An 11,637-nucleotide genomic window follows, 5' to 3' on the forward strand; every position below is an offset into this window, starting at 1 on the left:
CGGGGCGAGGCACGCCGGTCAGCCCCTCGGGTAGCGCGCCAGCCAGCCCGGCGACGACTCCGTCGGGCCGTGCAGGGCGGCCCCCTGCGTCATCTCCATCGAGAAGTCGTCCGCGAGCTCCAGGACCGTCGCACGGCCCTCCAGTTCGGCCAGCCAGGCCGGCGGGAGGGCCGTCTCGCCGTGCAGGGCGCCGAGCAGCGCGCCCGTGAGCGCCCCGGTCACCGCCGACGGCCCGTCGTGGTTGACGGCGAGCCGCAGCCCGTGCCGTACGTCCTCGCCGACCAGCGCGCAGTACACGGCCGCCGCCAGCTGCCCCTCCGCCCGGTCCTCGTCCGCCCCGAGGGCGGCCACCCGCTCCGGATCCGGAACCCCTTCCCGTACGGCTCCGAGGGCGCGGCCCAGCGCCTCGGTGACCGGCTCGTGGCCGGGGCGCGCCGCCAGCTGCCCGAGGGCCCGGTCGACGGCCGCCTCCACGGAGCCGCCGCGCGCGAGGCCGTGGACGACGACCGCGAAGGCGCCGGCGGCGAGGCCTGCGGCCGGGGCGCCGTGGCTCTGGGCGGCGCACTCCACGGCGAGCTGGCAGACGAGCTGCGGCTCCCAGCCGACGAGCAGCCCGAAGGGGGCGGAGCGGACGAGCGCGCCGGAGTCGGAGGCCTCCGGGTTCTTGGGCCTGTCGAGGGTGCCGAGGACCTCGTCGCCGAAGCCGGTGAGGCAGGCGCGGGGCGGGTTGCGGCGGGCGTAGAGCCATTCCTCGTGGGCGAGCCAGCCGTTGTCCTTGCGACGCTCGTCGGGGCCCCAGTCGCGCTGGGTGGCGGCCCAGCGCAGATGCGCCCGGTGGACGTCGGTGGGCGGGTGCCAGGCGCCGGTGTCGCGGCGGACCTGGGCGCGGATCAGGCCGTCGACGGTGAAGAGCCCCATCTGGGTGGCGGCGGTGACGGCGCCGCGGCGGCCGAACGCGGGCGCGGGCTCGCCGAGTCCGTCAGGTCCGTGGGCGTCCCTGATCTCGTCGAGGGTGAGCCCGTCGACGCCGGCGCCCAGGGCGTCGCCGAGGGCTCCGCCGAGCAGACAGCCCCGTACGCGGGCGCGGAAGTCCTGCTGTTCGGCGCGGCCCCACACGGCCGCGGCTGTCGTGGCCACGACGTGCCCTCCCCCCGTAGACCGGTCTGCGCAGCACTGTAATGGACCGGATACGCCCGTTCGGGGACCGGAACGTTATGTGATCCGAAGCCCTTCAGTTCACTTTTGACCGCAGTTCACCCGAGGTTGGGGCATGACTTGAACGATCCGCGTCATGAACCCCCTGACACGAGTCACGTCCCTCTCCGCCGCGGCACTCGCGGCCGTCCTGCTCACCGGGCTCGTCGCCCCGGCCGCCTCCGCGCACTCCCCCGGCCACCGGCACGGCGACGACCGCCGCGTCCCCTTCACCGCCGCGACCGTCACCGAGCACACCGGCGGCACCTACACCGTCGCGTGGAGCGCCCCCGGCACCCGCGGGGTCACGATCCGCACCGGCGACCGGACCGTCGCCCGCGGCGGCGCCACGGGCTCCGTCACCGTCTCCGGCCTCGCCGCCACCGACCGCCGCTGGTTCGACCTGGTCCCCGACCGGGGCACCCCGCTGCACCTCGCCGACCGGCTGATCCGCCTCCAGGGCACGGTCAACCTCCGTGACGCGGGCGGCTACCGCACCGCCGACGGCCACTGGGTGAGGATGGGCGAGGTCTACCGCTCCGACTCCCTGGAGAAGCTCACCGACGCCGACCTCGCCAAGCTGCGGCGCCTCGGTGTCCGTACGGTCTTCGACCTGCGCACGGAGTCCGAGCGGACCTCCGCGCCCGACCGCGTCCCGGCGGGTGCCACGCACGTCGTCGCCGACGTCCTCGCCGGCACCGGCACCTTCACGTCGATGCCGAAGAGCCCCGCCGAGGCCGCGGCCATGATGGTCGAGGGCAACCGCTTCATGGTGAGCGGCGACACCGCCCGCACCGCCTACACCACCGTCTTCGACGGCATCGGCACCGACCGCGGGCGCGGCGTCCTCTTCCACTGCACGGCCGGCAAGGACCGCACCGGCTGGTCGAACGCCGCCCTGCTCACCGCCCTCGGGGTCCCCGAGGAGACCGTCATGGCCGACTACCTGGCCAGCAACACCTACCGGGCCGCCGCCAACGAGGCGATCCTCTCCCACCTCCCGGCCCCGCAGGCCGCCGTCTACAAGCCCCTCCTCGACGTCCGCCCCGCGTACCTCGACGCGAGCTTCGACGAGGTCGAGGAGGAGTACGGCTCCTTCCGCGGCTACCTGCGGAAGGGCCTCGGCATCGACGACCGGGAGCTCAAGGAGCTGAAGAAGGACCTGCTGGTCGGCTGACCCGCTACTCCTGCGGGAGGACCGGCAGCAGTTCCGGGAGGTGTCCGTCCGACGCCCTCGCCGTGCGCTGTCGTTCTTCCGGCACCTCGCCGTAGAGGGTCGTCCGGGGCTTCGCCGGGCGGCCTGCCGCTTCGGCGATGGCTTCGAGGTCGCGGATGGAGCGGTAGGAGCCGTAGCTGGAGCCGGCCATGCGGGAGATGGTCTCTTCCATCAGGGTTCCGCCGAGGTCGTTGGCGCCGGAGCGGAGCATCTCGGCGGCGCCTTCGGTGCCGAGCTTGACCCAGCTGGTCTGGATGTTGGGGATGTGGGGGTGGAGGAGGAGGCGGGCCATGGCGATGACGGCGCGGTTGTCACGGGCGGTGGGGCCGGGGCGGGCGATGCCGGCGAGGTAGACGGGCGCGTTGGTGTGGATGAAGGGGAGGGTGACGAACTCGGTGAAGCCGCCGGTCTCCTGCTGGATGCGGGAGAGGGTGCGGAAGTGGCCGAGCCAGTGCCGTGGCTGGTCGACGTGCCCGTACATCATCGTGGAGGAGGAGCGGATGCCCAGTTCGTGGGCGGTGGTGACGACCTCGATCCAGGTGGCGGTGGGGAGTTTGCCCTTGGTGAGGACCCAGCGGACCTCGTCGTCGAGGATCTCGGCCGCGGTGCCGGGGATGGAGTCCAGCCCGGCCTCCTTGGCGGCGGTGAGCCATTCGCGGATGGACAGGCCGGTGCGGGTGGCGCCGTTGACGACTTCCATGGGGGAGAAGGCGTGGACGTGCATGCCGGGTACGCGCTTCTTCACGGCGGCGGCGATGTCGAAGTAGGCGGTGCCGGGCAGGTCGGGGTGGATGCCGCCCTGCATGCAGACCTCGACGGCGCCGACGTCCCAGGCCTGTTCGGCGCGGTCGGCGACCTGGTCGAGGGAGAGGGTGTAGGCGTCGGCGTCGGTACGGCGCTGGGCGAAGGCGCAGAAACGGCAGCCGGTGTAGCAGACGTTGGTGAAGTTGATGTTCCTGGTGACGATGTACGTCACCTCCTCGCCCGACACCGACCTGCGGACGTCGTCCGCGATCCGGGTCAGGGCGTCGAGCGCCGGCCCGTCGGCGTGCAGGAGCGCCAGCGCCTGGGCGTCGGTCAGCCTGGTGGGGTCGTCGGCGGCGACGGCGAGGGCCTCGCGGACGTCGGCGTCGACGCGTTCGGGGACCATGCCGGGGGCGGCGGCTTCCCGCAGGGCGTCCCAGTCGCCGTAGACGTCGTCGAAGTCCTCGCGCCGGTCGTGCGTGCGCCCGGTGGTGTCGATGGTGGTGTGCAGGTCGGTGCGGCCGGACGCGGTGAACGCCTCGTCGGGCTCCTGCCACGGCAGCCCGCGCACCGGTGCGTCGGGGTTCGCGAGGCCCGTCTCGGGGTCGGCGAGGGCGCGGACGTGCGGTAGGAGGCGCGGGTCGAGCCAGGGCTCGCCGCGCGTGACGAACTCCGGGTAGACGCAGAGCCGCTCCCGCAGCTCGAAGCCCGCCGCCCGGGACTTCTCGGCCAGCTCCTCGATCCGCGGCCAGGGGCGCTCCGGGTTCACGTGGTCGATGGTGAGGGGGGAGACGCCGCCCCAGTCGTCGATGCCCGCGGCGATCAGGCGCTCGTACTCGGAGTCGACGAGGTTGGGCGGGGCCTGGAGGCAGGCGGAGGGGCCCATGATGTGGCGGGCGACGGCGACGGTCGCGACGAGGTCGTCGAGTTCGGCGTCCGGCATGCCGCGCATGGCCGTGTCCGGCTTGGCACGGAAGTTCTGGATGATCAGCTCCTGGACGGAGTGATACGCCCGCGAGACCCTGCGCAGCGCGAACAGCGACTCCGCCCGCTCCTCCGGCGTCTCCCCGATGCCCAGGAGCAGGCCGGAGGTGAAGGGGACGGAGGACCGCCCGGCGTCCTCGAGGACCCGCAGCCGGACCGCCGGCTCCTTGTCGGGGGAGCCGTGGTGCGGGCCGCCGGGCTCCGACCACAGCCGGGTCGCGGTCGTCTCCAGCATCATCCCCATCGACGGGGCGACGGGCTTGAGCCGCTGGAAATCGGTCCACGACATCACCCCGGGGTTGAGGTGGGGCAGGAGCCCGGTCTCTTCCAGGATGCGGATGGCCATGGCGCGGACGTAGGCGATGGTGTCGTCGTAGCCGTGCGCGTCGAGCCATTCGCGGGCCTCGGGCCAGCGGTCCTCGGGCTTGTCCCCGAGAGTGATCAGCGCTTCCTTGCAGCCCAGTTCCGCGCCACGGCGGGCGATGTCGAGGACCTCGTCCGGCGACATGAACATGCCGTGCCCGTCGCGGCGGAGCTTGCCCGGGACGGTGACGAAGGTGCAGTAGTGGCACTTGTCCCGGCACAGCCGGGTCAACGGTATGAACACGCTCTTGGAGTAGGTGATGATCCCGGGCCGGCCGGCCGCCTCGAGCCCGGCGTCCCGGACCCGTCCCGCGGACGCGACCAGGTCCGCCAGATCCTCCCCCCGCGCCCGCAGCAGCACGGCCGCCTCGCCGACATCGAGCGCGACCCCGTCCCTGGCCCGCTTCAAGGCACGGCGCATGGCGTTCGCGGTGGGGCGGGCTTCCTGGTCATCCGTCATGAACCGAGCATACGAGCGGGCACCACGAGGAGGCTTCGGGTCCCCGCAGGAAGCGGCGGATCCGTCCACGAAGCGGTGCCGGGTGCAGCCAGGCGCCAAGCGGCAGCGGCAAGCGGCAAGCGGCAAGCGGCCGATCCTCCACGAAGCGGTGCCGGGTGCCGCCCGGCGCCTCGGCGTCACGGGGGCGTGTTCCGCGGTCGACAGGTCAGAGGTACTCGGCGTACGCGTCCAGGACCCGCAGGACCTCCGGTTCGGTCGCCGGGGGGAGCTGGAGGACGACCTCCCGGCAGCCCAGTTCCGCGTAGTGCGCGAGCTTGCCCGGGGTCGGGAGGACCGCGTACGGGACGATCTCCAGGGTCTTCGGGTCTCGGCCCGCCTCTTCCCACGCCTCCTTCAGGACCGGGAGCGACTCCGTCAGGCCGCGGCCGCCGATCGGCATCCAGCCGTCCGTCTGTGCGGCGATCTGGGCGAAGAGCTTCGGGCCCGCCGCGCCGCCGAGGAGGATGCGGGGCGCCCCGCCCCCGGGCTTCGGCCAGGCTTCCGAGGCGCGGACCGAATGGCCGAACTCTCCTTCGTACGCCGTGGGTTCAGGGGCCCAGAGCGCTCGCATCAGGTCGAGGCGGTCGCGGCCGAGCTCCCGGCGGGTGCGCCAGTCCACGCCGTGGTCGGCGGCCTCCTCCTTGTTCCAGCCGAAGCCGAGGCCGAGGGTGAAGCGGCCGCCGGAGACGTGGTCGAGGGTCGCGATCTGCTTGGCGAGGGCGATCGGGTCGTGCTCGGTGATCAGGGTGACGCCGGTGCCGAGCGCGAGGCGCTCGGTGACGGCGGCGGCCTGGCCGAGGGCGACGAAGGGGTCGAGGGTGCGGCCGTACTCCCGGGGCAGTTCACCGCCCGCCGGGTAGTCCGTGTCCCTGGCGACGGGGATGTGGGTGTGCTCGGGGAGGTAGAGCCCGCCGAAGCCGCGCTGTTCGAGCTCGCGCGCGAGCCGCACGGGGCTGATGGTCTCGTCGGTCAGGAAGATCGTGGTCGAGATCCGCATAGCGGCACGGTAGGGCGTGGGGGCTGGATTTCCGAGAGGTGCGACACGGGTGCGTGCCGCGTTGGCCGGGCGTTCACGGGTGCGCGCCAGGGTGCCTCCATGAGCGAACCGAGCAGACGGGCACTCCTCGCGACAGGCATCACGACGGGCATCGCTTCGGCCGTCACACTGGGCGGTGTGAGCTTCGCCCACGCCGAGGACGGCGAACGGACGGAGACCGTGACCGGCACGCTGCCGCCCGGCTCCCCCGACTACGTGTACCTCCCCGTCGAGCTGCCCCGCGGCGTCCGCGAGCTCCATGTCGCGTACTCCTACGAACGGCCCGCCGTGCCCGTCGGCACCCAGGGCAACGCCCTCGACATCGGCCTCTTCGACCAGCGCGGCACCGCACTCGGCGGGAACGGCTTCCGCGGCTGGTCGGGCGGCGCGCGCAAGGAGTTCTTCGTCCGGACGGACGAGGCGACGCCGGGCTACATCGCCGGGCCGCTGAAGGCCGGCACCTGGTACGTCGTCCTCGCCCCCTACACCGTGGCGCCGCAGGGGCTCCCGTACCGCGTCACGGTCACCCTCCGGTTCGGCGCCGGGGCGCCGGCGCCCCGCCCGGTGTACCCGCCGGAGCGGGCCGCGGGCCGTGGCCGCGCCTGGTACCGCGGCGACTGCCACGTCCACACCGTGTACTCGGACGGGCGCCGGACCCCCGCCGAGGTCGCCGCGCTCGCCCGCGCCGCCGGGCTGGACTTCCTGACCGCGACCGAGCACAACACCCACGGCGGGCACGGCGCGTGGGCCGGGCTCGCCGGGGACGACCTGCTGATCCTGCTCGGCGAGGAGGTCACCACCCGCAACGGGCACGTCCTCGCGATCGGCACCGACCCGGGCACCTTCGTCGACTGGCGCTACCGGGCCAGGGAGAACCGTTTCGGGCACTTCGCGCGGGAGATCCGCCGGGCCGGCGGCCTCGTCGTCCCCGCCCATCCGCACGCCACCTGCGTCGGCTGCATGTGGAGGTCCGGCTTCGGCGAGGCGGACGCCGTCGAGGTGTGGAACGGCCCCTTCACCCCGGACGACGAGGTGTCCCTGGCCGGCTGGGACGCGGCGCTGGCCCGGGGCCGCTGGACGCCCGCGATGGGCAACAGCGACGCCCACCGCGACCCGGAGCGCGTCGGCACCCCGCAGACCGTGGTCCTCGCCGACGACCTGAGCCGGAGGTCGATCCTCGCGGGGCTGCGCGCGGGCCGCTCGTACGTCGCCGAGTCCTCCGCGGTCTCCCTGGAGTTCTCGGTGACGGACGGCCGGGGGCGTTCGGCGGGCATCGGGGAGCGGCTGCGGGTCGCGGACGACGAGCCGGTGACGGTACGGCTGAGGGTGACCGGCGCCCCGGACGGCGGCACGGTCCGCTTCGTCACGGACCAGGGAGTGCTGCACACGACGCCCGTGGCGGCCGGACCCGCCGAGTGGGCGACGACCGCCGCGTACGCCACGTACGTGCGCGCCGAGGTCCGGCACCCGGCGGCCCTGCCCCCGCTGCCGGGGGCGCTCGTCGCCTTCACGAACCCGGTGTTCCTGGACGTCCGCTGACGGGCGGGAGCCCTCAGTCCCCGAGCGCGGCCACCGCTCGCTGTTCGCCCGCCAGGTCCCCGTAGCCGCCGCGCTCCCAGACCCGTTCGCGGAACTGCTGGAGGGTGAGGGGGGCACGGTCCTCGCCGGGGACGTCCTCGAAGTGGACCGTGCCGCAGCGGTGGCAGTACCAGCCGCACGACCAGAGCTCCTCGGCGTGGTGGCGGCCGCGCGTCAGGCGGGTGAAGCGGGCCTTGCGCCGGTACAGCCAAGTGAACACCAGGACGGCCGTGAGCAGCGCGAGGGCCGAGATCCAGCCCAGGTAGGCGAGGTCCGGTGGCGGCCCGGGGTCACCGAAGGGCGACTCCGGTCGGACCAGTTGGTAGCCGTTCCGTTCCAGAGGTTCCGCCGGAGCCGGCTCGTCCTCGAACCACTTCCCGGACAGGAGCCCGATCAGGAACGTGACGACGGCGACGACGGCGGCGAGGAAGCCGAGGCAGCCGACGGCGTACGAGGGCGGCTCGGGTACGGGCGCGAGCGCCTTGGACAGCCCTGTCGTCGCCGTCCGCGTCACGGTCCGCATGTCGCCGTCCCGGTTCCGCTCCCGGCTGCTCACGGAGTCCCGTCCGGCGAGGTACACGGCCGGCACGGCCTGCACCCGGTCGTCGCTCCCGCATCTCGGGCAGGTGTGTGTGCTCATGCCGTCTCCCCCGGTCGATCGTGCAATGAGTGACGGGATCATGCCATGTGCGGTTCCGGGCGGGACCGAAATACACGGGCGGCCTCCGGCACCGGACGCCTACCGTGACCCCGTGCTGAAGCGAATCGAGACGTACTACGACGCCGTCCCCCGTTCCGCCGCCCGCGCAGAGGAGTTCGGGCCGCTGACCCTGTTCGTACGGGAGGGGGCGGGCTGGCCGTACTACGCGCGGCCCACGCTCGGGTACGACGGGGAGGTGACGGTCGCCGACGTGGACCGGGTCAGGGCGCGGCAGCGGGAGCTGGGCGCGCCCGAGGCGTTCGAGTGGGTGGCCGAGACGACGCCGGGGCTGCGGGCGGCGGTGGAGGCGAGCGGGCTCACCGTCCACGAGCATCCGCTGATGGTCCTGGCGGGCGACGCGCTCCCGGTGGCCGGGCCCGAGGGCGTCACCGTACGGATGGTCGGCGCGCGCGATCCGTTCCTGGCGAGCGCGGTCGCCGCTCCGTACGCGGCCTTCGGTGCCGAGCCGACGCCGGACGCCGTCGCCCAGGTCGCCGACCGGATCGCGGCGGGTCACACCCATCTCTCGGCCGCCCTGGACGACGCAGGCACCGCGCTCTCGGCGGGGCAGCACCAGCCCGTCGGGGCCGTCTCCGAGGTCGTCGGCGTCGGCACCGTCCCGGCGGCGCGGCGCCGGGGCCTCGGGCTCGCGGTGACGGCGGCGCTGGTGTCCGACGCCCGGTCCCGCGGCGTGGAGCTGGTGTTCCTGTCGGCGTCGGACGCGGACGTGGCCCGGCTCTACGGGCGGCTCGGCTTCCGTACGGTCGCCACCGCGCTCATCGCGGAGGCGTAGCGGGACCCCTCCCTCGGGCGGGTGCGGCGGCGACCCGTGGCTCGCGGGCGAGCAGCACGTCCACCGGGTCCTCCGACTCGTGGGCGAAGCCCTCCCGCTCGTAGAGGCGGAGGGCGGCGCTGCCCTGGAGCACGACCAGGCGGACCGGTGCAGCGGCCTCGTCCGCCCGGGCGAGGAGCTCCCGCAGCACCGCTGTCCCGAGGCCTCGCCCCTGGACCGCGGGGGCCAGGTAGAAGTGCTCCAGGTAGAGCCCTTCGCCGTCTTCGCAAGGGCGCAGCGTCACACAGCCCGCGAAGCCGCCGTCCACCTCGACGACCGAGGTGTGCCCGGGCGAGAAGCCGTCCCTCAGCCGCTGCCGCACCCGGTGCTCGTCGTAGCGCCCGAGGCGCACCAGGTCGTCGCGCATGACGACCGCCCGCAGCTCGGCCATCGCCTCGACGTCCTCCGCCCTCCCGGGGCGCAGGGACCAGTTCGTCTCTCCGTGCATGGGCGCATCCTAGGAAGGCTTCGGAAGCGCCCTCGTAACCGGATCCATGCCGTCCGCGTTGGTGCGGGCATGAAGAAGATGCTCACCGCAGTCGCCCTGACCTGTTTCGCCGCGACCGGCGGCCTCGCCGCCGCCGGAACGGCCGCCGCCGACACGGGCGGGATGAACCTGCCGTCGGTCGTGCCGCTCAGCGGCGTCCTGACCCCGAAGGCCAAGCCGGCCGGTACGCCCGACCTGCCGCCCGCGAACGCGGCGGTGGAACGCCTGCTCCCCGGACACCACTGAGCCGTACGCGGGCGACGGGAAGGACGACGAAGGTGGCGGGACCCCCCACGGGCCCGCCACCTTCGCGTTTCAGCGACTCAGGAACGCTCCACCGGACGCACCGGACTCAGTCGGCGACGACCAGCGACGGCGTCTCCTTCGTCAGGACCTCGCCCCGGAAGAACGCGGGGCTGCGGCGCTGCATGACCAGCATGATCACCACGCCGATGAGCAGCAGTCCGACGCCGATCACGAAGACCGAGCCGACGCCGAAGACCGCGGAGCCGGAGCCGTACGCCGGGTCCCACATGTCGTACAGCGTCTTGCCGAAGACGGCGGTCAGCATCAGTCCGCCGAGCAGCGGCATCAGGCCCTTGTAGGCGAAGTCCCGGCCGGAGCGGAAGAGCTCGCCGCGGAAGTACCAGACGCAGGCGAAGGCCGTGAGCGCGTAGTAGAAGCAGATCATCAGGCCGAGCGCGTAGATGGTGTCGACCAGGACGTTCTCGCTGAGCAGGGTCATCACGGTGTAGAAGACGCCGGTGGCGACACCAGCCACGATCGTGGCCTTGCCGGGGGTCTTGAAGACCGGGTGGACCTTGGTGAAGGACTTCGGCAGGGCCTCGTACGTGGACATCGCGAGCACCGTGCGGGCGACCGGGATGAACGTCGTCTGGAGGCTCGCCGCCGCCGAGGCGAGGACCGCGACGAAGAGCAGGATGCCGAGCGTGGGGCCCATGACCGGGCCGGCGAGGGCGGCGAAGACGTTGTCGGAGGTCTCCGGGTTGGCGAGGCCGAGGCCCTCCTCGCCGGAGCCGACGACCATCTGCGCGGCGATGCCGGTGGCCAGGTAGGAGCCGACCAGGACGACCATCGCGATGAGCGCGGCGCGGCCGGGGGTCTTGGCGCTGCCGGTGGTCTCCTCGTTGGTCGCCATGCAGGCGTCCCAGCCCCAGTACATGAAGATCGAGAGCGAGAGGCCGGCGGTGAAGGCCGCGAAGGACTGGACCGCGAAGGGGTTCATCCAGGACCAGGAGAAGTCGACCGAGGTCTCGAAGGAGCCGGCCTTCGTCAGTGCCATGCCCACGAAGACGGCGAGGACGACGAGCTGGAGGCCGACGAGGGTGTACTGGACGCCCTTGGTGGCGGTCATGCCGCGGTAGCTGATCGCGGTGGCCGCGGCGATGAGGGCCAGGCAGGTGACGATGTGGACGGCTTTGTTGTCGTCCAGGGCGGCGATGGACGGAGCGCCGCTGATCTCACCGGCGAGGAGCCAGAAGTAGGAGGTCGCGACGCCCGCCAGGTTGGAGAGGACGATGATCGTCGCGATGACGAGGCCCCAGCCGCACATCCAGCCGATCCGGGGCCCGAAGGCCTTCACGGTCCAGGTGAACGAGGTGCCGCAGTCGGGCATGACCTTGTTGAGCTCCCGGTACGCGAAGGCGACGAGGAGCATCGGGAGGAAGCCGGCGAGGAAGATCGCGGGCATCTGCAGTCCGACCTCGCCGGCGGTGGAGCCGAGCGTCGAGGTCAGGCAGTAGACGGGGGCGACGGTCGAGATGCCGATGACGGCACTGCCGAGGAGGCCGACGGAGTTTCCGCCGAGGCCTTTGGTGCGGACGCCATGGGCACCGGCCGCGCCGTCGGTGTCACCCGGGGCATTGACGCCCCTTACCGTGTCTCCGGCCTGGGGCCGCGCATCCACCTGAGTCATGAACAGGACGTTAAAGGCTGCGGTTTCCATATCCGGAGGATCGAAATCCGCTCACCTGATCGATCGCC

Annotated in this window: 10 protein-coding genes; 4 read left to right on the top strand and 6 right to left on the bottom strand. The window is 73.0% G+C overall.

Features of this window, described 5'->3' with window-relative positions; genetic code table 11:
* Window positions 1-18 precede the first annotated feature (18 nt).
* Window positions 19-1,137 carry an ADP-ribosylglycohydrolase family protein gene (locus ACZ4XX_RS32280; RefSeq protein ID WP_468511405.1) on the bottom strand — a complete coding sequence of 373 codons (1,119 nt, stop codon included), beginning with the start codon at window positions 1,135-1,137 and terminating at the stop codon, window positions 19-21.
* Between the two features lie 154 nt (window positions 1,138-1,291).
* On the opposite strand from ACZ4XX_RS32280, the gene ACZ4XX_RS32285 reads away from it, so the two are divergent.
* Window positions 1,292-2,371 carry a tyrosine-protein phosphatase gene (locus tag ACZ4XX_RS32285; protein ID WP_468511406.1) on the top strand — a complete coding sequence of 360 codons (1,080 nt, stop codon included), beginning with the start codon at window positions 1,292-1,294 and terminating at the stop codon, window positions 2,369-2,371.
* A gap of 4 nt (window positions 2,372-2,375) precedes the next feature.
* Here ACZ4XX_RS32285 and ACZ4XX_RS32290 read toward each other — a convergent pair whose 3' ends face one another.
* Window positions 2,376-4,961: a bifunctional FO biosynthesis protein CofGH gene (locus ACZ4XX_RS32290; RefSeq protein WP_468511407.1), complete on the bottom strand. Its 2,586-nt coding sequence runs from the start codon at window positions 4,959-4,961 to the stop codon at window positions 2,376-2,378.
* Window positions 4,962-5,166: 205 nt separating this feature from the next.
* A complete protein-coding gene (locus ACZ4XX_RS32295) occupies window positions 5,167-5,997 on the bottom strand; it encodes an LLM class F420-dependent oxidoreductase (RefSeq protein ID WP_468511408.1) in 831 nt (276 codons plus the stop codon).
* Window positions 5,998-6,096: 99 nt separating this feature from the next.
* Between ACZ4XX_RS32295 and ACZ4XX_RS32300 the strand changes: the two genes are divergently transcribed.
* Window positions 6,097-7,575, top strand: coding sequence for a CehA/McbA family metallohydrolase (locus ACZ4XX_RS32300; protein WP_468511409.1), 1,479 nt, complete (start codon window positions 6,097-6,099; stop codon window positions 7,573-7,575).
* Between the two features lie 13 nt (window positions 7,576-7,588).
* Here ACZ4XX_RS32300 and ACZ4XX_RS32305 read toward each other — a convergent pair whose 3' ends face one another.
* Window positions 7,589-8,254: a hypothetical protein gene (locus ACZ4XX_RS32305; RefSeq protein ID WP_468511410.1), complete on the bottom strand. Its 666-nt coding sequence runs from the start codon at window positions 8,252-8,254 to the stop codon at window positions 7,589-7,591.
* 112 nt (window positions 8,255-8,366) lie between these two features.
* Here ACZ4XX_RS32305 and ACZ4XX_RS32310 point away from each other — a divergent pair, with 112 nt between their 5' ends.
* Window positions 8,367-9,107, top strand: a complete 741-nt coding sequence (locus ACZ4XX_RS32310) for a GNAT family N-acetyltransferase (RefSeq protein ID WP_468511411.1) — start codon at window positions 8,367-8,369, stop codon at window positions 9,105-9,107.
* Here ACZ4XX_RS32310 and ACZ4XX_RS32315 read toward each other — a convergent pair.
* Window positions 9,091-9,594, bottom strand: coding sequence for a GNAT family N-acetyltransferase (locus tag ACZ4XX_RS32315; protein ID WP_468511412.1), 504 nt, complete (start codon window positions 9,592-9,594; stop codon window positions 9,091-9,093). The genes ACZ4XX_RS32310 and ACZ4XX_RS32315 overlap by 17 nt on opposite strands.
* A gap of 69 nt (window positions 9,595-9,663) precedes the next feature.
* Between ACZ4XX_RS32315 and ACZ4XX_RS32320 the strand changes: the two genes are divergently transcribed.
* Window positions 9,664-9,879, top strand: coding sequence for a hypothetical protein (locus ACZ4XX_RS32320; RefSeq protein WP_468511413.1), 216 nt, complete (start codon window positions 9,664-9,666; stop codon window positions 9,877-9,879).
* Window positions 9,880-9,985: 106 nt separating this feature from the next.
* Here ACZ4XX_RS32320 and ACZ4XX_RS32325 read toward each other — a convergent pair whose 3' ends face one another.
* The gene (locus ACZ4XX_RS32325) at window positions 9,986-11,569 is read right to left on the bottom strand and encodes an APC family permease (RefSeq protein ID WP_468511414.1); all 1,584 of its coding nucleotides are present in this window, start codon (window positions 11,567-11,569) and stop codon (window positions 9,986-9,988) included.
* Window positions 11,570-11,637: the final 68 nt, after the last annotated feature.

The sequence above is a fragment of the Streptomyces sp. NPDC029956 genome, assembly GCF_055574655.1.